Source organism: Acidovorax sp. SUPP2825 (genome assembly GCF_030158995.1).
In the GTDB taxonomy this organism is placed as follows: domain Bacteria; phylum Pseudomonadota; class Gammaproteobacteria; order Burkholderiales; family Burkholderiaceae_C; genus Paracidovorax.
This window is the reverse complement of sequence record NZ_BQXK01000020.1, coordinates 1-22,268: the sequence shown is the minus strand read 5'-3', so window position 1 is coordinate 22,268 and position 22,268 is coordinate 1. Positions and strand designations below refer to the sequence as shown.

15 protein-coding genes are annotated in these 22,268 nt (G+C 68.0%); 2 read left to right on the top strand and 13 right to left on the bottom strand.

The window, feature by feature from the left end:
* Position 1 precedes the first annotated feature (1 nt).
* The 3 genes from AVAK2825_RS20335 to AVAK2825_RS20325 form a co-directional block, all read right to left on the bottom strand.
* The gene (locus AVAK2825_RS20335; protein ID WP_272564902.1) at positions 2-3,340 is read right to left on the bottom strand and encodes an EAL domain-containing protein; all 3,339 of its coding nucleotides are present in this window, start codon (positions 3,338-3,340) and stop codon (positions 2-4) included.
* Between the two features lie 74 nt (positions 3,341-3,414).
* Entirely contained in the window at positions 3,415-6,330 is a 2,916-nt protein-coding gene (locus AVAK2825_RS20330) for an aconitate hydratase (RefSeq protein WP_284402277.1), read from the bottom strand.
* A gap of 533 nt (positions 6,331-6,863) precedes the next feature.
* Positions 6,864-7,154 (bottom strand): H-NS histone family protein, encoded by a 291-nt coding sequence (locus AVAK2825_RS20325; RefSeq protein WP_272548868.1) that lies wholly within the window; start codon positions 7,152-7,154, stop codon positions 6,864-6,866.
* Positions 7,155-7,401: 247 nt separating this feature from the next.
* Between AVAK2825_RS20325 and AVAK2825_RS20320 the strand changes: the two genes are divergently transcribed.
* Positions 7,402-8,247 carry a symmetrical bis(5'-nucleosyl)-tetraphosphatase gene (locus AVAK2825_RS20320; protein ID WP_284402276.1) on the top strand — a complete coding sequence of 282 codons (846 nt, stop codon included), beginning with the start codon at positions 7,402-7,404 and terminating at the stop codon, positions 8,245-8,247.
* Between the two features lie 91 nt (positions 8,248-8,338).
* On the opposite strand, the gene AVAK2825_RS20315 is transcribed toward AVAK2825_RS20320, so the two are convergent.
* From AVAK2825_RS20315 to AVAK2825_RS20275, 9 genes are all read right to left on the bottom strand, one after another.
* Positions 8,339-9,808 (bottom strand): DEAD/DEAH box helicase, encoded by a 1,470-nt coding sequence (locus tag AVAK2825_RS20315; protein ID WP_272564908.1) that lies wholly within the window; start codon positions 9,806-9,808, stop codon positions 8,339-8,341.
* Positions 9,809-9,975: 167 nt separating this feature from the next.
* Positions 9,976-10,854: a KPN_02809 family neutral zinc metallopeptidase gene (gene ypfJ, locus AVAK2825_RS20310; protein WP_284402275.1), complete on the bottom strand. Its 879-nt coding sequence runs from the start codon at positions 10,852-10,854 to the stop codon at positions 9,976-9,978.
* Between the two features lie 97 nt (positions 10,855-10,951).
* Positions 10,952-11,185, bottom strand: a complete 234-nt coding sequence (locus AVAK2825_RS20305; protein WP_284402274.1) for a hypothetical protein — start codon at positions 11,183-11,185, stop codon at positions 10,952-10,954.
* A 155-nt stretch (positions 11,186-11,340) separates the two neighbouring features.
* Positions 11,341-11,664 carry a hypothetical protein gene (locus tag AVAK2825_RS20300; RefSeq protein WP_284402272.1) on the bottom strand — a complete coding sequence of 108 codons (324 nt, stop codon included), beginning with the start codon at positions 11,662-11,664 and terminating at the stop codon, positions 11,341-11,343.
* A gap of 157 nt (positions 11,665-11,821) precedes the next feature.
* On the bottom strand, positions 11,822-12,388 hold the full coding sequence (gene dcd / locus AVAK2825_RS20295) for a dCTP deaminase (protein WP_272564912.1): 567 nt from the start codon (positions 12,386-12,388) through the stop codon (positions 11,822-11,824).
* A 96-nt stretch (positions 12,389-12,484) separates the two neighbouring features.
* Positions 12,485-13,768: a guanine deaminase gene (guaD, locus tag AVAK2825_RS20290; protein WP_284402271.1), complete on the bottom strand. Its 1,284-nt coding sequence runs from the start codon at positions 13,766-13,768 to the stop codon at positions 12,485-12,487.
* Positions 13,769-13,836: 68 nt separating this feature from the next.
* The gene (locus tag AVAK2825_RS20285; protein WP_284402270.1) at positions 13,837-15,297 is read right to left on the bottom strand and encodes an FAD/NAD(P)-binding protein; all 1,461 of its coding nucleotides are present in this window, start codon (positions 15,295-15,297) and stop codon (positions 13,837-13,839) included.
* A gap of 37 nt (positions 15,298-15,334) precedes the next feature.
* Entirely contained in the window at positions 15,335-18,622 is a 3,288-nt protein-coding gene (locus AVAK2825_RS20280) for a 3-keto-5-aminohexanoate cleavage protein (protein ID WP_284402269.1), read from the bottom strand.
* Between the two features lie 202 nt (positions 18,623-18,824).
* A complete protein-coding gene (locus AVAK2825_RS20275; protein WP_284402268.1) occupies positions 18,825-19,796 on the bottom strand; it encodes a LysR substrate-binding domain-containing protein in 972 nt (323 codons plus the stop codon).
* 153 nt (positions 19,797-19,949) lie between these two features.
* Between AVAK2825_RS20275 and AVAK2825_RS20270 the strand changes: the two genes are divergently transcribed.
* Positions 19,950-20,705: a sulfite exporter TauE/SafE family protein gene (locus AVAK2825_RS20270; protein ID WP_272564920.1), complete on the top strand. Its 756-nt coding sequence runs from the start codon at positions 19,950-19,952 to the stop codon at positions 20,703-20,705.
* A 50-nt stretch (positions 20,706-20,755) separates the two neighbouring features.
* On the opposite strand, the gene AVAK2825_RS20265 is transcribed toward AVAK2825_RS20270, so the two are convergent.
* Positions 20,756-21,859, bottom strand: a complete 1,104-nt coding sequence (locus AVAK2825_RS20265) for a BMP family ABC transporter substrate-binding protein (RefSeq protein ID WP_284402267.1) — start codon at positions 21,857-21,859, stop codon at positions 20,756-20,758.
* Positions 21,860-22,268: the final 409 nt, after the last annotated feature.

Here is a 22,268-nt window from a genome sequence, read left to right as displayed (position 1 = left end):
CTCATGCCATGCCAGCTTCTGCGGCCGTGGGCAGGGCGCCCGGCAATTGCTGGTCGCGTTCGAACTGGGCCACCGGGCTCGGCCGGCCGAACAGGTAGCCCTGGAAGCCTTCGCAGCCGTGCAGCTTGAGAAACGCCAGCTGCCCGGTGGTTTCCACCCCTTCGGCGACCACCTGCAGGTCCAGGCTCTTGGCCAGGGCGAGGATGGTGCGCACGATGGCGGCGTCGTTGGGATCGGTGAGCACGTCGCGCACGAAGCCCTGGTCGATCTTGACCTGGTCCAGCGGCAGGCGCTTCAGGTAGCTGAGCGACGAATAGCCCGTGCCGAAGTCGTCGAGCGAGAAGCCCACGCCCTGCTTCTTGAGCTGGGCCATGCGCTGGATGGCGTCCTCGATGTCGCCCAGCAGCAGGCTCTCGGTGAGCTCCAGCTTGAGCCGCTGGGGATTGGCGCCCGTGCGCTGCAGGGTCTCGAGCACCTCGGCCGCGAAGGCCGGCTGCCGGAACTGCCGGGCACTCACGTTGACGGCGATGGTCAGCCGCGCGGTGTCGGGGTGCTCGGCCCACCGCACCAGTTGCTCGCACGCCGATTCGAGCACGAAGCGCCCCAGCGGCAGGATGAGCCCGGTCTGCTCGGCCAGCGGGATGAAGTCGCCGGGGCTGATCATGCCGCGCCCGGGGTGGTGCCAGCGCACCAGGGCTTCGGCACCGCACAGCTGCGCGCGGTGGTCCACGATGGGCTGGTAGTGCACCGCGAGCTCCTGGCGGGCCAGCCCCTGGCGCAGGTCGGCTTCCAGGTGCGAACGGGCGTGCACCTGGGCCTGCATCTCCGGGTCGAAAAAGCGCTGCGTGTTGCGGCCTTCGGCTTTGGCCTGGTACATGGCCAGGTCGGCGCGCTTGAGCAGCTCGTCCACGCTGCGCGGCTGGTCGCCGAACAGCGTGATGCCGATGCTCGGCGTGCTGTAGTGCTGCTGCGTGCCCAGCATGAAGGGCTGGTTGAGCTGCAGCAAGAGCTTGTCGGCCACGTGCTCGGCTTGCGTGGCCGCCTCGGTCAGACCGGCGTCGAGGTTTTCCAGCATCACCACGAACTCGTCGCCGCCAAAGCGCGCCACCGTGTCGGTGGCCCGCACGCACGACACCAGGCGCGTGGCGACCTGTGCCAGCAGTTGGTCGCCCATGTCGTGGCCGAGCGTGTCGTTCAGGTCCTTGAAGTTGTCCAGGTCGATGAACAGCAGCGCGCCCAGCTGGCCGTTGCGCTGGCAGACGGCGCTGGCGCGCTGCAGGCGGTCCAGCAGCAGGCGGCGGTTGGGCAGGCCGGTGAGCGCATCGAAGAAGGCCAGCAGTTCGATCTGCTGCTCGGCCTTCTTGCGGTCGGTGATGTCACGGCACACGCCCAGCAGCCCGGTGACATGGCCGTGCAGATCGCGGATGGGGGTCTTGATGGTTTCGAAGTAGCCCTCGTAGCCGTCTTCCTGGAACGTCAGGGTCTCTTCGTACACCAGTGGCTGCCAGGCGGCCATGGCGCGCTGGTCGAGCTGGCGCACCCGCTGGGCCTCGACGGCGGGCAGGAGATCGTCGTCCGACAGGCCGATGATGTCGCGCTCGCGCCGCCCGATGAAACGCTCGAACACGGGGTTGCACGACAGGTAGCAGCCGTTCGCATCCTTGAGGAACACCACGTCCGGAATCGCGCTCACCAGGCTGGCCAGGCGGGTGCGCTGCTGCGTGAGTTCCAGCGCCATGCGCTTTTGCTCGGTCAGGTCGAACGCGAACACCACCACGGCCACCGTGCGGCCATCGGCGGCGACTTCCGGCACCAGCGTGGTGTGCCAGAACTGGGCGCCATGGGTTTTGGGAATGCGGTGCTCAAACACTACCGTCTCGCCCTGCAGCGCCCGGTCGAAATGCGGCTGGATCGGGGCCATCAGGTCGGCAGGCAGCACGTCCACGAGGAACTGGCCTTCGAGCTCATCGACCGGGCGGCGCAGCCAGTGCGCCTGCGATGGGTTCACGTACACGATGCGCAGATCGCGGTCCAGCCGCGAGACGCCGCCCGGCAGGTGGCTGAGCAGGCTCGCCAGTTGCACCTCGTGCGCGCGGCTCAGGTCCTGGGCCTCCCGCTGCTCGGTGACGTCGGTCAGCACGCCGTCCCAGATCACGCGGCCCTTGTCCAGCGGCCGGGGGGTGGAGCTCATCCGCATCCAGCGCAACTGGCCGTTGGCCACGCGCATGCGCACCACCGAGTCGCCGACGCCCATGGTGCGGTAGGACGCCTCGTCCGAAGCGGCGCAGGCCAGGCGGTCCTGCGGCTCCATCTGCTCGAAGAACAGGGTGGCATCGTTCACCACCGCCTGGGCCGAAATGCCGTTCAAGCGCTCGATCGCATCGCCCATGTGCACGAAATGCCAGCGGCCGTCCGCCTCGCGCACGCGCTGGTACAGCACGCTGTCGGGCAGGTTGCGGCCCAGCAGCTGCAGGCGGCGTTCGCTTTCCAGCAGCCGGGCCTCGGCCTCGCGCGCCCGGGCGAACGGCATGCGGATGCCGGCGATGAACACCGCCTGGAACATCAGCGCATACCCCAGCACGCGCAAGGCGTGCGCGAACGTGTCGACGAAAACCGGATGCAGCGGGTACAGCAGCATGGCGAATTCCGCCAGCGCCAGGGCCGCCGCCGCGCAGGCCATGATGCGCCGGCGCCCCCGGCCGCGCTCCCTGCCGGCGGTGTCGTGCACCCGGTACATCACCCAGGCGGCAACGGCCATGACGCCTCCGAGCAGCGCGTCCGCCCCCATGGCGAAGCGCTCGCCGTGCGCCAGCCCGAACTGCTCGGGCAATCCGCTGGAAGCGGACCACACGAGCACCAGCGACACACCGGCCGAGGCCACGGCCCAGGCCCGGCCGGGCCCGTGGAACGACACCCTTAAGGCGAAAAGCAGCAGGGTCAGCGCCTCGACCCCATGGGCCAGCAATCCGAAGTAGGAAGAGACATTCGCCCGCGTGACGGACGCCATGCTTTCCATCTGGTGCAGCAGAACAGCGTGAAGGAAATTACAGACCGCAGCGGTCGCCAGCCCGGCCACGAGCACGTTGGCGCGGCCTTGCTGCGTATCGTCGAGCATGTGCAGGGACACCGCCACGGCCAGCAGGCCGATGAGCACCACCACCATGTCGAGGAAAGGCTCGAGGCCGTGCAGCCCCTGCAGGCCCGAGCCCAGCAGTTGCACCACCGGCACCAGCAGCAGCGCCAACACCGCCACCACCAACATCAGCGTGACCGCGGGCGCCTCCGACAGAAGCGTCCGCGCGATGGCTGCAGTGACCGGACGGTGGGGAGGGGGGGTCATGGCGGCGGCGGGTTACCTGAACATATCGTCACAAGTGTATCGGGCCGCTCGCCCCCCGGGTGGATGTCCCCCAATCAAGCGGTCAACAACTGCCGAAGCACATAGGGCAGGATGCCGCCGGCGCGGTAGTAGTCCACCTCGATCGGCGTGTCGATACGCAGCGTGACCGTGACCTCCTGGCGCGATCCGTCGGCCCGGCGAATCGTCAGCAGCGCGTCGCTTTGCGGGGTGAGTTCCGAATCGGGAGCCACGTCGATCGTCTCGGTGCCGGTCAGGCCCAGCGACTCCCAGGAATCGCCCGCCTTGAACTGCAGGGGCAGCACGCCCATGCCCACGAGGTTGGAGCGATGGATGCGCTCGAAGCTCTTGGCCACCACCGCTTTGATGCCCAGCAGTTGCGTGCCCTTGGCCGCCCAGTCGCGGCTGGAGCCGGTGCCGTACTCCTCGCCCGCGAAGATCACGGTGGGGGTGTCTTGGGCGATGTACTTCATGGCCGCATCGAAGATGAACATCTTCGTGCCCTGCAACTCGCCCTCGTTCTGGAACAGCGTGACGCCGCCCTCCTCGCGCGAGCCGTCGGCGGTGGGCGGAATCATCAGGTTCTTGATGCGCACGTTGGCGAAGGTGCCGCGCATCATCACATCGTGGTTGCCGCGGCGCGCGCCGTAGCTGTTGAAGTCCTGCTTCATCACGCCGTTATGCAGCAGCCACTGCCCGGCGGGCGAGGTCTCCTTGATGGAGCCCGCCGGCGAGATGTGGTCGGTGGTGATCGAGTCGCCGAACAGCGCCATGATGCGTGCGCCCACGACCGACTCCGATGCCTTGGAGCCGTCCGCGCCCACCGCCCGCTCCTTGGCCTCCAGCGTGAACCGCGCGAAGAAGGGCGGCTCCGCGATGTAGGTGCTGGCGGGCCAGTCGTAGGTGTCGCCCTTCACGCCCTTGATGTTGTTCCAGAGCGCGCCCGGATCGGTCTTGACCTTGCCGTAGTTGTCGCGGAAGGCCTTGCCGTTCATGGCGAAGCGCATCAGCGCGTGGATTTCATCGCTGGTGGGCCAGATGTCGCCCAGGTACACGTCGCGCCCGCCTTTGCCCTTGCCCACCGGCTCCGTCATGAGGTCACGCAGCACCGTGCCGGCGATTGCGTACGCCACCACCAGCGGCGGGCTGGCCAGGAAGTTGGCCTTGATGTTGGGGTGGATGCGGGCCTCGAAATTGCGGTTGCCCGACAGCACCGCCGCGCAGACCAGATCGTTGCCGGTGATGGTCTCGTTCAGCTCGGGCGCCAGGTCGCCGGCGTTGCCGATGCAGGTCGTGCAGCCATACCCCGCCAGCGCGAACCCGAGTTTTTCCAGGTAGGGCATCAGACCGGTTTCGGTGAGGTATTCCGTGACGATGCGGGAGCCGGGCGCGAGCGAGGTCTTGATGTGCGGCCGCACTTTCAGGCCGGCCTCCACGGCCTTCTTGGCCAGCAGGCCGGCGGCCAGCAGCACGCTCGGATTGGAGGTGTTGGTGCAGCTCGTGATGGCGGCGATCAGCACGTCGCCGTTGCCGATGGTGGGGTCCACGCCTTTGGTCGGCAGGCGCACGGCGGCATCGGCATGCGTGACCGCCAGCGGCGGCTTGTTGTGCTCCATCTCGACCAGGAAGCGCGGTCCACCCGCAGGGGCGGGCTTCTCGGCCGGGACCGCCTCGCTCACGCCCTCGTCGCCCCGGTGGATGTGGTGCCGCGTGTGCAGCAGTTCGGCCGGGCGGTTGAAGCCGTTTTCCGCCGAGGGCTTGCTGAACAGCGACACGAAGTCGCTGCTCACGTTGCCCAGCTCGATGCGGTCCTGGGGCCGTTTCGGTCCGGCGAGGCTGGGGGTCACATCGCCCAGGTGCAGGCGCACGATCTTGGAGTAGTCGATTTCGCCGGCGAGCGGCACGCCGAACAGGCCCTGGGCGCGGAAATACGCCTCGAACGCTTCGATCTCGCTGTCGGTGCGGCCGGTGCCCTTGAAGTAATCGATGGTCTTTTCGTCCACCGGGAAAAACCCCATCGTCGCGCCGTACTCGGGTGCCATGTTGCCGATGGTGGCCCGGTCGGGCAGCGACAGCGTGCGCGTGCCCTCGCCGAAGAATTCCACGAACTTGCCTACCACCTTGTGCTGGCGCAGGATCTCGGTCACCGTCAGCACCAGGTCGGTGGCGGTCACGCCTTCGCGCAACTGGCCGGTCAGCTCGAAGCCCACCACGTCCGGGGTCAGGAAATACACCGGCTGGCCCAGCATCGCCGCCTCGGCCTCGATGCCGCCCACGCCCCAGCCCACCACGCCGATGCCGTTGATCATGGTCGTGTGGCTGTCCGTGCCCACCAGCGTGTCGGGGTAGTACACGCCATCGGCCCTCTTGTGCACCCCCCGCGCCAGGTATTCCAGATTGACCTGGTGAACGATGCCGAACCCGGGCGGCACCACGCCGAAGGTATCGAATGCCTGCATGCCCCACTTCATGAATTCGTAGCGCTCGCGGTTGCGCTGAAATTCCAGCTTCATGTTCAGGTCCAGCGCCTTTTTCGTGCCGTAGTGGTCCACCATGATGGAGTGGTCCACCACCAGGTCCACGGGCACCAGCGGCTCGATCTTCTTGGGCTTCTTGCCCAGGCGCTGGGCCACGCTGCGCATGGCGGCCAGATCGGCCAGCAAGGGCACGCCGGTGAAATCCTGCAGCACCACGCGCGACACGACAAAGGGAATCTCGTCCTTGCGGTCGGCCACTGGCTGCCAGCGCGACAACTGCTCCACGTGTTCCGCCGTGACCTTGCGGCCATCGCAGTTGCGCAGCACCGATTCCAGAACGATCCGAATCGAAACCGGGAGCCGTTTGATCGACGGGTATTGCTTGGCCAGTGCCGGAAGCGAATAGAACTTGCCGCTTTTGCCGGACCCCGTCGTGAAATTCTTCAGGGTGGATGCGAACGCGTGGCGGGAAACCGGGGGTGACATCGAGGCCATGTAGTGCTACTCCTGTGGGGACGAGAGCACCTATTCTGGCAGTCCTACATATCGATGCAATCGTGGGGTAATCGCATGCAGGACATTTCAGAGAGTGCACCGCCAAACTCCAGAAGAAACGCCCGATCGCAAGGCCTGCCGTCCTACGCCATGGGAGCAGCAGCACGGGTAGGTACAACGCCATATATCGCGTGCCATTCGATTAATAAAATACCGCCCTGCGGAATCTTCATTTTTATCCGATCGCTTTCCTTGAAATTAATCGGCTGGGCAGCATTGCCGCTCAAGAAGGTTAAGCCAACTCCCAATGGCTGGGATTTGGAGACAGAGCGCAGCGCCCGAAAGCGGCCAGTGCACCGATGAAAGGGAAGCCAGGAAACCCGCCTGGGCTGCCCATGCAGTCAAACCGAACGGCACGGTATTCGCGGTCATGAAAAAAGCCCGCCAAGGCGGGCTTTTTATTGCGTGGGTTGCTCTTGCCAATCCGCAGTGCGGGCCGTGCCTGCGCGCGATCTGGAATTCAAGGCTTGCACTCAAATGGCGAATTGCTCGCGGTCTTGGTTCTGGATCCACTTGGGCGCCTTGCCACGGCCCGTCCACGTCTGGCCCGTCGCGGGATCGCGGTATTTGGGAGCGACTTTGACGCCGGCGCTGGCACTGCGGGCACGGCCTGTGGGAAATACGTCCTGAGCGGTCAAACCATACTCCGCCACCAGATTGCGAACCTGATTGATGGCATCGGAAAGTTCGCGGCGACGTGCTTCGCCGATTTGCTGCTCAAGTTCTTCGCGCTGTTTCAGCAGGTCTTTGTAGCTAGTGCTCATGGTGATGTACGGAGATTAATAACGAAGGCCGCATTATAGGTATCTTTCAATATCGTGCAGAGAAAGCGGGCGCAATCCACCCTTTGAATAACCCGCTGATTTCTGGAATTTCGGGGAACTCTGCCAGCTCAGCCATATCGAAGCGCGCGCCCTGATTTGCACCGGCCCGGCCATCGTAGCCTGGGCGATTACCTGGCACAGCCTCGTCCAGCCGCGACAATGCGGGTTTACCACCTTCGGAAACGCCATGGCGCTCTACTGCATCGGGGATATTCAAGGCTGCGACACGGCATTGCAGCGCCTGCTGGACCACATCGGGTTCTCTCCCAGCCGCGACACGGTTTATTTGCTGGGCGACCTGGTGAACCGGGGCCCTGATTCCGCCGCCGTGCTGCGCCGCTGCATGCAGCAGGGCGACAGCCTGCGCAGCCTGCTGGGCAACCACGACCTGCATCTTCTGGCGGCCGCCCACGGGGCCCGCAAGCCTTCCCGCCGCGACACGCTGGACCAGGTGCTGCAGGCACCCGACCGCGAGGCCCTGCTGGACTGGCTGCGCCATCAGCCGCTGGCACGCCAGCATGTGCATGGCGGAGAGCCCCTGTTGATGGTCCACGCGGGCGTATTGCCCTCGTGGTCGGCCCAGGACGTGCTGGCGCATGCCGACGAGGTGCATGCCGTGCTGCGCGGTGCCGACATGCCCGCATTCCTTCACGCCATGTACGGCAACACGCCCGACCGCTGGGACCCCACGCTGACCGGGACGGACCGCTTGCGCGTGATCGTCAATGCCCTCACCCGATTGCGCTTCTGCACACCTGAGGGCGCCATGGATTTCGAGAGCAGCGAGGCTGCCACCGCTCCCCCAGCCGGCCTGGTGCCGTGGTTCGAAGCACCGGGCCGCAAAACGCAGAACGGGCTGGTGGCGTTCGGGCACTGGTCCACCCTGGGCTGGATGAACCGAGCCAACCTGCTGGCGCTGGACACCGGTTGCGTGTGGGGAGGCTGCCTCAGCGCGGTCCGGTTCGGCCGCACGCTGGCAGACCGTGAGCATTGCCATGTCGATTGCGAGGAGGCGCAAAAGCCTGGGGCCTGAACAAGAACGAGCCACCCGCCGCCCAACGGCGATAAGGACTCACCCAAGGCCTCAGCGAATCAGGCCCCGGCCGACGGATCGATCCTGGGGCTCACTGCGAGGAGGTTTCGGTCTCGGGCTGCACGGCCTTGAACAGGGCCGCCACCTTGCGTTTGGGCTTGATGTTGGCCGAGATGCCGCTGCGCGCCGGCTGGGCCTTGGCCGCGGACTCCCAATGGGGCGCCGCCTCGGTGGCCGGTGCCTCGTACGGCTTGTCGAAGAACGGATCGCGGGGTGCTGAAGGGGCGCGGTAGCTGCTGCGCGGCGCGCTGCCACGCGGGTCGTGCGCCTCGCCGCCCCGCTCCCGCCGGCCACCTTCGCGCTGGCCATCCTCGCGCCACGCGCGCTGGCCGTCGTTGATGCGGCCGCGCGGGCGGTCTTCCTCGTACTCGAGGGCTTCGAGATCGATCTTCTTCTTGATGAGCTTTTCGATGTCCGCCACCAGGCGCGTGTCGCTGCTGGACACCAGGGTGACCGCCAGGCCCGAGGCGCCTGCGCGGCCCGTGCGGCCGATGCGGTGCACGTAATCCTCGGCATTGAACGGCACGTCGAAGTTGAACACGGCCGGCACATCCTTGATGTCCAGTCCGCGTGCCGCCACGTCGGTGCACACCAGCAGATCGACTTCGCCCTGCTTGAAGGCATCGAGCGCCTTCAAACGTTCGTCCTGGCTCTTGTCGCCGTGCAGCGCCGCGGTCTTGAGGCCTTCACGCTCCAGGCTGCGGGCCAGCCGGGCACAGCCGAGCTTGCTGTTCACGAAGATGAAAGCCTGCTTCAGGCCCCGCGTCTTCAACACCTGGTGGATGGCACGGCGCTTGTCGTCGTCGTTGGCGCTGTAAAAACGCTGCTCCACCGTGGAAGCCGTTTCGTTGGGGCGGGCCACTTCGATCGTGATCGGGTCTTGCAGGTAGCTGCCCGCCAGGCGCTTGATCTCGGGGGAGAACGTGGCGCTGAACAGCAGCGTGGTGCGCTGCTTGGGCAGGTACGAGAGGATGCGCTGCAGATCGGGCAGGAAGCCGATGTCCAGCATGCGGTCGGCTTCGTCGAGCACCACGTACTCGACCTGGTTCAGCACCGCATTCTTGGCTTCAATGTGGTCCAGCAGCCGGCCGGGCGTGGCCACGAGCACTTCCACGCCTTTTTTCAGCTCCAGCGTCTGCGGCTTCATGTCCATGCCGCCGAACACCACGGTGCTGCGCAGCTTGGTGTATTTGGCGTACAGGGCGACCTGCTGGGCGACTTGGTCGGCCAGCTCCCGCGTCGGCAGCAGCACCAGGGCGCGCACCGGATGGCGGGCGGGGGAGGTGGAGCTGTTTTCGTGCTTGAGCAGGCGCTGCAGCAAGGGCAGCGAGAAGGCGGCCGTCTTGCCGGTGCCCGTCTGGGCCGCACCCATCACGTCCTTGCCAGTCAAGACGACCGGAATGGCCTGCTCCTGAATGGGCGTCATGGACTCGTAGCCCATTTCGGCCACGGCGCGTGCCAGCGGTTCAGCCAGCGATAAATTGGAGAAAGAACTTGTCATTTAGCCCGCTATTGTCGCACCAGGGGCTGAACGGGGTGTTTTTTCGGCTAGGCATTCGTGCGCCAAAGGCACGATGCTATTCAATTCATAGCACCATACGATGGCTGTAAAAGCGCAAACGCCACCCCAGGCATGGCAGGGTGAACGCTTCCACTGCGGCGTTCACACTACAGGCTGCGGGCCGAAAACGTGTCGCAAGCCTTCACGCTGCCGTTTTCCAGGCCGGCATGGAACCACCGCTGGCGCTGCGCGCTGGTGCCGTGGGTGAAGCTGTCCGGCACGACGGCGCCGCCGCCCGCCCGCTGCAGGGCGTCGTCCCCGATCTTGGCTGCGGCGTTCATGGCCTCTTCCACATCGCCCTGCTCCAGGATCTGGCGGGCATTCTGGGCATGGTGGGCCCAGACCCCGGCAAAGCAGTCGGCCTGCAGTTCCAGGCGAACGGACAACTGGTTGTACTGCACCTGGCTGACGCGGCCACGCATCTGGTCCACTTTGGCGCTGATGCCCAGCAGGTTCTGGACGTGGTGGCCCACCTCGTGGGCGATCACGTAGGCCTGGGCGAAATCCCCCGGTGCGCCCAGCCGGTTCTTCAAGGTTTCATAGAAGCCCAGGTCGATGTACACCTTGCGGTCGCCGGGGCAGTAGAACGGGCCCATCGCCGCCTGGCCGGTGCCGCAGGCAGTGGGTGTGGAACCACGGAACAGCACGAGCTTCGGGTCCTGATAGGCGTTGCCACCCTGGCGGAAGATGTCGGTCCACACGTCTTCGGTGTCGGCCAGCACGGTGGAGACGAAGCGCGCCATCTTGTCGTCGGCCGGCGGGCGATGTGCCGGCGCCTGCTGGACCTGGGCGGGAGCGCCTCCGCCGCCGCTCAGCAGTCCCAGAATCGTCAAGGGATTGATCCCGAAAATCCAGCCCCCCAGCAACGCCACCACGATGGTGCCGATGCCGATGCTGCGGCCGCCGAACACCGGCATGCCCCCACCGCCGCCGCCATCGCGGCGGTCCTCGACGTTGTCCGACTCGCGGTTGCCTTCCCATTTCATACGGTTCTCCTGCTCGCACCTGCGGGTGCGGTGCGCCGGATGTTACGCCCGTGCCGCACGCCGGGCAGCAGTTCCCATGGGTCGATTCGCGACGCCATCAAGGCTGCGGCTCGCTGAACGAGGGCGCGTCCACCGCTGCATAGGTGGCCGGTGAACTCTGCAGGCCCCGGGGCGCCCAGTGCGCCTGGCGCTCCGATGCCTGCTGCACCTGCCCCTGCACCACCCAGCCCAGCGCGACGAGTTGCGCCGCGATCACCACGCTGCCGATCAGGATAGGCCACGGGCGCAGCCTGGGTGCGGAGGACACAGGGGGATGGAAATCGTCGTGCATGGCAGTCTCTTGCGGATGGGGCTGAAATGGATGGGTGGGATGCTCGGCAGCGCGCCAGGGTCGAAAACCCGGTCGATGGCCTGCGGGGGCGTAGGACGGGACCGGTCCAGAGGCATCCACGCAACGCGCCGACCTTCAGGCGCTCCCTGCCTGTATCAACGCGTGCACCAATGCACGCTGGCAGCGGCGGGCTCGGCGTCTTCGAAATAACCGGACAACTCCTGCACCAGGGCATGCAGGGCGCATCCCGGAAGGGCACGGGCCCGTTCGATCTGCTGCAGGGCGTAGGTGCGGTCGCCGAGCATCATGGCGGCGCTGATGCAATGGCCACGGGCGGCCATCTGCAGCAGGAAGGCATCGAGCGCTTCGGCGGGCCAATAGCAGCGGTGGATGCTGCCTCCCGAAGCCTCGTGCAGCACATGCGAAAGGCCCGTGCGCTCGGCCTGGTGAGACGATACGGCGTGGTGGGTGGCAGGCATGGTGGGCTCCTCAGGCAGCGTTCTGCGTGGGATTTACAGCATCCAACCGGATGCAACACAGAACCTGGCTGAATCGTAAAAAACCGTAGCCACCCTCGCTCACGGTAAAAAAGCCGTGGCGGTGTAGGACTCCACCGCCCGAAAAATCAGGCGCGCCTCAGGCCTTGGGCAGGGTGACGCCGCTTTGTCCCTGGTATTTGCCGCCCCGGTCTTTGTAACTCACGTCACAAACCTCGTCGCTTTCGAAAAACAGCACCTGGGCGCATCCCTCGCCGGCATAGATGCGGGCCGGCAGCGGGGTCGTGTTGCTGAATTCCAGCGTGACATAGCCCTCCCACTCGGGCTCGAACGGCGTCACGTTCACGATGATCCCGCAGCGGGCATAGGTGCTCTTGCCCAGGCAGATGGTCAGCACGTTGCGGGGGATGCGAAAGTACTCCACCGTGCGTGCCAGCGCGAAGCTGTTGGGCGGGATGATGCAGCTGTCGCCTTCGAAGTCGACAAAGCTCTTTTCATCGAAGTTCTTCGGGTCCACCACGGTGCTGTGGATGTTGGTGAACACCTTGAATTCCGGCGCGCAGCGGATGTCGTAGCCATAGCTGCTGGTGCCGTAGCTGATGATCTTGCGGCCTTCCGCTTCACGGACCTGGCCCGGCTCGAAGGGCTCGATCATTCCGGTCTGCTCCGCCATGCGGCGAATCCACTTGTCGCTTTTGATGCTCATTGCTCACTCCTGCTGGGCCGCCATTGTAGAGAGGACGCGCGGGCAGGCACTATATTTTTCATAGCGACATGCGCTAGTGCAACCTGCGCCAGGGGCCTATTCGGATTGGGAAACCACGGTGCGCTCGATCACCCGGTCGTCGCCCAGCACGATCATCGCGAAGAGCAGTTCGTCCAGGTTGGCCGCGTGCGCGGTCTTGCGCGCCAGCAGCGGCGTGGCGCGCGGGTCCAGCACCACGAAGTCGGCCTCGCACCCGGGCTGCAGGTTGCCGATGACGCCCGCCAGCCCCAGCGCGCGCGCCGCGCCGGCCGTGTGCTGCCACCACAGCGCCTGCGGCGAAAGCGACAGGCCGGGCTTCGTCTGCCCTTCACGCCCCACGTAGTAGGCGGCGAGCATGGTGTGGAACGGGCTGAAGCTCGTGCCGCCCCCCACATCGCTCGCCAGTCCATAGCGAAAGCCGACCCGGTCGGCCCCGGCGTAGTCGAAGAAGCCACTGCCCAGAAACAGGTTGCTGGTGGGGCTGACCGCCGCCACCGCCCCGGTGTCACGCATGAGCGCCCGGTCGGCATCGTCAAAGTGGATGCAGTGGGCGTACACGGCGCGCTCGCGCATCAGCCCGAAGTCGTCGTACACCGACAGGTAGCTGCGGGCCGCGGGAAACAGCTCGCGGGCCCATCGGATCTCGTCCAGGTTCTCGGCCACGTGCGACTGGATCCACACGTCGGGGTATTGCGCGGCCAGTTCGCCCGCGCCGCGCAACTGGGCTTCGGTGCAACTGGGCGCGAACCGCGGCGTGATGGCATAGCCCAGCCGGTCCTGGCCGTGCCAGCGGCGGATCAGCGCCTCGGTGTCGCGCAGGGACTGCTCGGTCTGGTCGCGCACGCCATCAGGCGAGTGGCGGTCCTGCAGCACCTTGCCGGCGATCAGGCGCAGTCCGCGCGCCTTCGCCTCGCCCATCAGCGCGTCCACCGACGCCGGGTGCGAGGTGGCGAACGTGAGCGCAGTCGTCACGCCGTTGCGCAGCAGTTCGTCCAGAAACACGGTGGCCACGCCGGCGGCATAGGCCGGATCGGCAAAGCGGGATTCGTGGGGAAAGGTGTAGTTTTCCAGCCAGGGCAGCAGGCCGTCGGCGGGCGAGCCGATCACATCGGTCTGCGGAAAATGCACGTGCATGTCGACGAACCCCGGCGCGATGATGCGGCCGGGCCAGTGCACCACCGGCCACTGTGCGTATTGGGCCGCCAGGGTGTTCCAGGCGCCTGCGGCCTGGACGCGCTGGCGCCCCTGGGCATCGGGGCCGATGGCCAGCAGGCCGTCTTCTTCATACAGGGCCGAATGGTCGTCGGCGAAACGCAGCAGGCCGGAGCGGTAGATTTGCATGGCGGCAGCTTAACGCCGGGCACGGCGCCTTTCATGCGCCGCAGCGCATGGGGCCCATACCAGCGGCGCTACACCGCCACCCGCTCCCGGTGCGGCAACGCCTCGCGGTCTCCGACCGCCGTCAGGGCGCCAAAGCGGCCCAGTTGCCCCGCGATGCGCTGGGCGTGCAGTAAAAGCCGCTCGATGGCAGACACGTAGAACAGCGCGCCCTGGGTCAGCGCCCCGATGGCGAACAGGCCGGGCTGGCCCAGCAACTGAAGGCTTTGGGCATCGATCGCGATGCCGCCCAGTTCGTGCTGGCGGACCAGGCCGCGGTCGATGAGGTTCTCGATGAGCGGCGAATCGATGCGCGCCAGGTTGCCGGCCACGCCGGTCGCATCCAGGATGCCGTCGAGCGCCAGCGTTCCGCTGGCCAGCTCCACCTGGAATCCCGGCCGGCCCTCCGCCAGCCGTGTGGCCCGGTAGCCGGGGTGCACGGTCAGCCGGCCCGCCTGGAGCAGCGCCTGGATCTTGCGCGCGTTGTCCAGCGGCATCGGGTGCCGGTAGCTCATCCAAAGGCCCTGGTATTTGCGAAAGAACCGGCGCTTCTGGTCCGGACGCAGCGCGGTCCAGTAACGGTCGATGTCCTCCTTGGTGGCGTCCAGCTGCAGCTGCCAGTTGCGCACGGCCTGGGCCGCCTCGATCTCCCGGCCGATGCGGACCAGGGGATCGCGGATCGTCATGAGGCCCGGGTATTCGTGCCCGCAAGGATGGCTTTCGCGGAACCAGCGCAGGAAGCCGCGCAGCGTGTCGCCCACATAGCGGTGCTCCGGGCGCACCAGGGGCGTGGTGGGCAGGGCGCCGCGCACCAGGGGCAGCTGGCCGGAATGGGAAAACATGTGGATGCGCTCCACACCGAGCCGGCCGAGCAGCAGCGCCATGTCGATGGCCGTGAGCTTGGTGCCGAGGATGCCGATGCGTGCATGCCGCGGCAGTTCGGCCTTGATGGCGCCCAGGTCGTGGTACGGGTTCGCGTGGTAGTGCGCCACGCCCGGAAAGGGCGAACGTTTTTTGAGATGCCCCAGCGCCAGCACGACCTGGTCCACATGCCAGGCATGCTGGGCTGTGGCCACGTGAAAGCCGCTGGCCCCGCGCTCGATGTCGGTCACCGCCTGCGCCACGCGCACCAGCTTCACGCCGCGCGCGGCGAACGCGCTCTCGGCCTGGTGGGCGACATCCTGCAGGTAGGCCCCCATGAGCGAGCGCCGCACGTATCCGCCCGGCGCATCGGCCTGCCCCGCGCAGAGTTGCTGCAGCCAGCGGTCGAACCCGTCCGGCTCGCCGGCCCGGGCGCTCAGCAACGACGAAGCCATGTTGAGGATGAACTCGCCGTCGTTGGTGTCCCGGCCGTAAGGCAGTCCCGGGCCGAACCCGCCGGACTCGTCGAACAGCAGCACCTCGGAAATCCCGGCTTGGCCGCCCATGCGGCTCAGCGCTTGCGTGACGAGGGTGCCGCTGCAGCCGCCCCCGATGATGGCGATCCTGGCCATGCTCATGTCTCCTTCGCGGGTGCGGTGCGCCGACGCATCAGGCGGTACCACCGGCCAGGGCCAGGTCCGCCGCGCGATCCCGGGCCGCGGGCACGGGGCGTGCCGGGGAGCCATGCCGTGCGAAATGCTGGCGCAGCAACATGTCGGCACGCAGCGAGGCGGGAGCGGTCTGCAGCAGTGCCACCAGCTCGACCAGCGAAGCGGGCGCGCCTTCCAGATAACGGCGGATGGAGTGCCCGTCGTGCAGGCGCACGGGGTCTTCCCGCAGCACCACGCCCGCCAGGCGGAGCAGCAGCTTCTTTTGCTCGCCCTTGCGCAAGATCCAGTGCGCGCTGCCGTAGCGGAACGCCTCGTCATCGCGGTGCGGCAGGAGCGGCGCCAGGCTCCAGAGCCCGTTGCCGCTGCCGCACAGGTAGTCCGGCGTGGTCGTGCCGGCCACGCTGCGCACATCGTTCAGCGCGGTGACGTCCACGGTGGGGGTGCCGAGCACGGACAGGTTCACATCGCAGGCCGACGCGAACGACAGGGCGACGGAGCGGTTGAAGATTTCCTCCTGCTCCTGCACCGAATAGCCCAGCCGCTGCAGGTCCGCCCGGGCGGCGTTGTCGATCTGCTGGATGGTCGCGATGCCGGAGCTGTGCGCCAGGAAATGCAGCCGCACCAGGTCTTCGATGCCCTGGAAAGAGAGCCGCCCCGCCGGCTGCCCGTCGCGGTTCAGCGGCCGGCCCGCCGCATCGCGCTCCACCAGCCCGGTGGCCGTCCAGGCCAGCGCCCGCGGCAACGCGACCAGCCGGGGCAGCACCACGCGCTCGTAGATGAGGCGGGACGAGTGGCTGACCACCTGCGCATGCGCCGTCGTGTTGAGCGTGAAGCGGTTGTGCAGCATGCTGGATTCGATCAGCACGGTGCCGTCGGCATCGAGGCCGGCGTGCGCGATGCCGAGCACCTCGGCGGCGGCCTGCGTGCGCTCCAGGAACCGGGCGAACGTGGCCGTGAGCCCGGTGGAGAGCTTCAGACCCTCCGGGTAGTGGGTGGTGGGCGTGCTCGGCAGGACGATCCATGCGCCGCGGGCGATGGCGCCCTGCACGGCCGCCACGTCCATGTCGATGGGCACCGCCAGGCCGCCGCTGCGCGGCGCGTCCCGGTACACCCGGATGCCGGCGCTCTTGGGCTCGGCCTCCGAATTGGCCCGCAGGGCCACCGCCCGCTCGTGGATGGCCTCGAACAGCACGGCCATGGCGGCGCTGTAGCCGGGCTCGCTGCGCACGGCGGTGTGGACGATGTCGGTGCGGTCGTCCGTGTAGTGGCAGGGAATGGCGGTGAGGAATTCGAGGAACCGCCCCTGCGGCCCCTTGAACTGCGCAGGCGGCACCTGGTAGGCATGGGGCGGCAGGCCCGCTTCGGCGGCCATGGCCTGCAGCGCCGCGTCCCACCGCCCGCCGGGGCGCTGGCGCTCGGCCAGCAACTCGCGCACGAAGTTCAGGGCCTGCAGCGGATAGACGTGCCGGAACGCCGCCGCACCTTCACGGGGATAGCGGTCCCGCTCCTCCACGAAAAAGCGCGCGTAAAGCCCATGGTCGCGCAGGGCCGCGAGCGCGAGGTCGCCCGCACCCGGTGCCTGCGCATCGGGCGGCAGGTGGTTGGCCGCCGCCTCCAGCGCGTCCAGGAACCGCGATTCCCGGGCTGCGTACGCGGGCTGCAGCGGTGCCAGCGCCGCCAGCACCGCGCTGGCCATGGCCCGGGGGCGGTCCAGCGGCACAGTCGCTGCCAGCGGCTGCAGCCGGGCGATCGCGGCCTGCAGCAGCGCCACATCGGGATGGGGCATGTCCAGCGCCACGCGCGTTTCCTCGGCGGTCAGCACCGTGGCCCCCAGGGCCTGCAGTTGCTCGCGCACATAGCGCACCTGCTCCGCCGTGGTGCCGCGGCGCCAGCCGCCCGCCACCTCGGGATCGGGCACGTTCAAGGCATCTTCCAGGCCCACCCGCACGCCGTCGAGGCCCAGGGCCACGGCCAGGCGCGGCAGCAGCACGATCATCGGTCCGGGCACGAGGGCGGACACCTTCGCACCCGGGCACTCCGCGCGGATGCGCGCCACCACCGGCTGCAGCCGCGCCACCGCCTGGGCCAGGGCCTGTTCGAAGGCCTCTGCGGAGCCCTCGGCCAGCAGGCGCAGGATGTCCTTGCGATCTTGCACCGGCAGCAGGGAATCGTCCTGCACTCCGCCATCGGGCAGGCGCCGGTGCTGGTCCACCCCCACCACCAGCATGAACAGCACGGGCCCGCCCACCGAGCGCAGGCCGGCCTGATACGGCCCCAGCGCACCGTCCAGGATCGCGCCGTTGAACACCTCCACCTCGGGCCGCACGCCCCATTGCCGGCAGTGCGCGATCTGCGCCGCCAGGAAGGCCGGGGGATTCTCATAGCCGCCGCCCGCCTGGAAGACCACCGGCCCCGGGCTGAAGGAGCCCATCTCCGGCGCGCGCTGCTGCGCGCCGTAAGCCCGCAGATGCACCCGGCGCACGGGGCTTTCGAAGTCGGCGGCACCGCCCCGCACGCTGGTGGACAGGTTCAGGATGGCGGCGGGCGCCGCCTGGTGCAGCCGGGGCACGATCGCCGCATACTGCGCTTCGTCGATGTGGTTGGCCTGCCGCCCCAGGCGCACCGGCACGGCCACCCCGGGCACGTGGACCGGGTGCTGGCCGCTGCAGTCCCGCGTGTGCAGGTGCACGATGGCGGCCCCTTCGCGCACCGCCGCCACGCTGTGCGCGACGATGGCTTCGGGTGCGATGGGCAGGTGCGGCGATGCCGTCCTGCCCGGGTTCCAGTGGCCCGCGCCGTGGTCGGCCCAGCCGCGCTTGCGCAGGGCGTCCAGCAGTTGCGGCGCCTCGGCCTGCAACGCGGCCACCAATGCGGGCGGCAGGTAGGTCTCGATCGTTTCCGCGCGCCATGCCAGATCGCCGGCGCCCGCCACGTCCCAACCCTGGGAGGTGAGCGTCAGCACCAGCTCGCGCGCCGTTTTTGCCGATGCGATGCGGTGCAGGGCCTCACCCGGCAGGTGCCGGCGCGCCTCCACGTCGCCCAGGCGGCGGCCCGGCGCCTCGTGCCCGTCCGCCGCGCTGGCCACCTGCAGGGCGTCCAGGCTGTCGCAGATCCCCAGGCCGCCGGCCGGCACCGCCTCCCAGCCATCGGCGGCCAGCCGATGGGCCAGGCCCATGCCCTGGGCGTCCGCGGCCTCGATCGACCGGGCAGGCAGGAATTTCGGCTCCCGGGCCAGGGCTTGCTGTGGAACGGCGCCCACAGGCGCCGCCGTGATGAACATTCGCATCGACCTTCTCCCCTTGGTTTTTTTCTGGACCCGCCGGGCGCACCGCGGGCCGCGCGGGCCAGCGCATCGCGTGCCTGGCGGGCATGTCGATGGCATTACAGCAATGCCCGGGGCGCCCGGAAACTATCCCTTCGGGTAGTTGCCAGACCGGCGCAGATGCATTCCAGGTCAGCGCGGAGCCCTGCGAACGACGCGCTTGGCGCTATGCGGCGTCGCCGGCCTGCGCTGCCGCCTGCCGGGCGCAGACCGCGCGCAGCGCCGCCACGAACAGCGATTGCTCTTCGTAGCGCGCGCCCTCGGTCCGCTGGAACAGCGTGATGGGCGGCAGCGTCCAGCCGAAGCGGTGGGCGACGATGCCCACGCCCGCGATGCGGGCCAGTTCCTCCGCGATGTCGGCGGGCACGATGGACACCGCTTTTTCGTTGGCCGCGATCAACTCGCCGATGAGCTTGGACGACAGGCTCTCGACGAACGGCGCGGGCGGCGCCACCCCTGCGCGCAGAAAGAAATCGGTGATCTGCTCGCGCATGGGCGTCTGGCGGGCGCCCAGAATCCACTCCAGCCGGGCCAGCTCCTGCCAGGCCAGGGGCTGGCGCCCCAGCCGCGCGGCGAGGCGGCGGTGGGTGATGAGGCGGGGCGCCTGGTGGTAGAGCACCTCATGCTCCAGCCCCTGCATGTCGAGCACGGCCGATGCACGGCCGATCACGCAGTCCAGTTCATGCTGGCGCAGGCGCTCCAGCAGGCGGTCGCTGGTGCCTTCGTGGATGGTCACGGTCACCTGCAGGCCCTGCGGCCGCGTCTGGCCGATAGCGGCCGCCAGCAGCCGCCCGGACACGAAAGGGATCACGCCCACCTGCAGGTGCGCGGCGCGGCCCAGGCCAACGGCCTCGATGTCGCGCACCCAATGGCCCAGGTCCTCCAGCATCGCCCGGGCCCGGGCGATGACCAGCTCTCCCAGCGCCGTGGGCGCCATGCCGCGCGCGGAGCGGTGGAACAGCGCGCCGCCGAACATGGATTCCAGCTCGGCCAGCGCGTGCGTGACGGCCGGCTGGCTGGTCGCCATGCGGTGCGAAACGCGGGTCAGCGACCCGTGTTCCGCAATCATGCGTAGCAGCACCAGGTGGCGCATCTTGAGCCGCGACGCGAGCCGGGCCTCCATCTCGGCAGGGGTCATCGAACGTTCCCAGAGCCATATCCATTGGCTTATGGGGCAATACTAAATGAGAAAGATTGGCTCATGTGGCTCCCTCACAATCGCAGCCCATGCGGCGGCGGCCCTGCGGGGCCGGACGCCTTCCGATCAAAAAAATGGGGGGAGAAGCGCGCAATGGAAACGATCTACTGGGTGGTGGGCATCGGGGCGGTGGTGGCCGGGTTCGTGCAGGGGCTGTCAGGGTTCGCGTTCGGCATGGTGGCCATGTCGTTCTGGGCCTGGACGCTGGAGCCGCGCCTGGCGGCGGCGCTGGCCGTGTTCGGGGCGCTCACCGGGCAGATCGTCGCGGCGGTGTCGGTGCGCCGCGGCTTTGACGTGCGCACGCTGGCGCCGTTCGTGCTGGGCGGGCTGCTGGGCATTCCGCTGGGCGTGGCCTTGCTGCCGCGCCTGGACATGGTGTGGTTCAAGACGCTGCTGGGCGCCCTGCTGGTGCTGTGGTGCCCGACCATGCTGATGGCCAAGCGCCTGCCGCGCATCCGCTCTGGAGGCCGCGTGGCCGATGGCGTCGTGGGGCTGGCCGGCGGCGTGATGGGCGGCATCGGCGGGTTCACCGGCACGCTGCCCACGCTGTGGTGCACCCTGCGCGGCTACGAGAAGGACCAGCAGCGCGCCGTGATCCAGAACTTCAACCTGTCGATGCTGCTGGTCACCATGGGCACCTACCTGGGCACCGGCATGGTCACGCGTGACATGCTGCCGTTCTTCGCCATCGTGGCGCCGGCGATGCTGGTGCCCACGCTGCTCGGCACGCGGCTGTACATCGGGCTGAGCGACGTGGCCTTCCGGCAGATCGTGCTGGGCCTGCTCACGGCATCGGGCGTGGCCCTGCTGGCCTCGTCGCTGCCGCAGCTGGTGGCGCGCCACCTGTAGCAGCCGAAAGAGAGAGGACGGGGCCTCGCCAAGGCCCCTCCCCGCCCTTTTCAGCGCTGCACGCCCTCGACCAGCCAGTTCATCTGCAATATCTGCGCATCGCCGAGGGTCTGGCCCGCGGCGATGACCTCGCGGCCGGTGTTGTCGCGCACAGGGGTCGCCCCCGCGCGGAACGGGTGGAAGCGCCCCTTGGCGATGTCGTCCTGGCGAGCCAGCACCTCGGCCTTCACGGCCGGCGGCACCTTGCTGCCGAAGCCCTCGACGCGGATCATGCCCTCGCGCACGCCGCCCCAGAGGTTGCCGCTTTTCCACGTGCCCTGCGCCACGGCGCGCACGCGTTCGGTGTAGTAGCCGCCCCACTGGTGCGTGACGGCGAGGATCTGCGCATCCGGCCCCATGCGGCGCATGTCCGAGTGGTAGCCGATCGCGAGCTTGCCACGCTCCTGGGCCGCGGCCATCACCGCCGTGGAGCCGGTGTGGAAGGCCACCACGTCCACGTTCTGGTTGAACAGCGCCATGGCCGCATCGCGTTCCTTGGGCGGGTCGAACCACACGTCCAGCCACACCAGCTTGACCGTGGCCTGGGGATTGACCGAGCGCAGGCCCAGCGTGAACGCATTGATGCCCTGCAGCACCTCGGGGATGGGAAAGCCGGCCACGTAGCCCGCCACGTTGGTGCGCGTCATGCGCCCGGCGGCGACGCCGGCCAAGTAGCGGCCCTCGTAATAACGGGCGTTGGCCGTGGCCACGTTGGGCGCGGTCTGGTAGCCGGTGATGGATTCGAATTTCACACCGGGATAGTCCCGCGCCACCCGCAGCGTGGGCTCCATGTAGCCAAAGCTGGGGGTGAAGATGATCTGGTGCCCCGTGGCGGCCAAGTCGCGGATGACGCGCTCGGCGTCCGCGCCCTCGGCCACGTTCTCCACGAACGTGGTGCGCACGCGGTCGCCCATGGCGGCTTCGACGGCCTTGCGGCCCTCGTCGTGCTGGCGCGTCCAGCCCGCTTCGGTGATGGGCGAGACATAGACGAAGCCGGCCTTCACCACGGCCGGGGGGACGGTCTGGGCGGTCTGGGCGGTGTGGCTGGTTTGGGAAAAGGCGGGGGAAAGCCAACAGCAAGCGGCCACGAGCGTGGCTGCGAGGTTTTTGTACATGGTGGTCCTCTACATGGTCCCGGGGACGGAAACGCAAAAGGCGGCCGGGACAGCCGCCTTTCGGGGAGCGCGATTGTAGTCAGCCGGCCCGGCCCGCGTGCCGGCAGGGCCATGCGGGCGGGCGCCCCTGCGGCCACCGGGCCGAGGCATGGACGGGCAACCCTTCACCGATCAGGGGTAAAAAGTGCCTCCAGCACAATTGGAACTAGGGCATACCGCTATATTTTCAATAGCACAAATTCACTTCGGGGAATGTCACTTTTTCTCACTACGCCCCAGTTATGGGAGCCTCTCACAACCCCATGTTTGACGAATCCGAATAGGGAGGAGTGGGCGCCAGTAGCCGTTTGAGCGTGATGAGGCCCAGCAGCGGTCTGCGCCTGGGTGCATGAGGGGCCTTGCAGGCCCG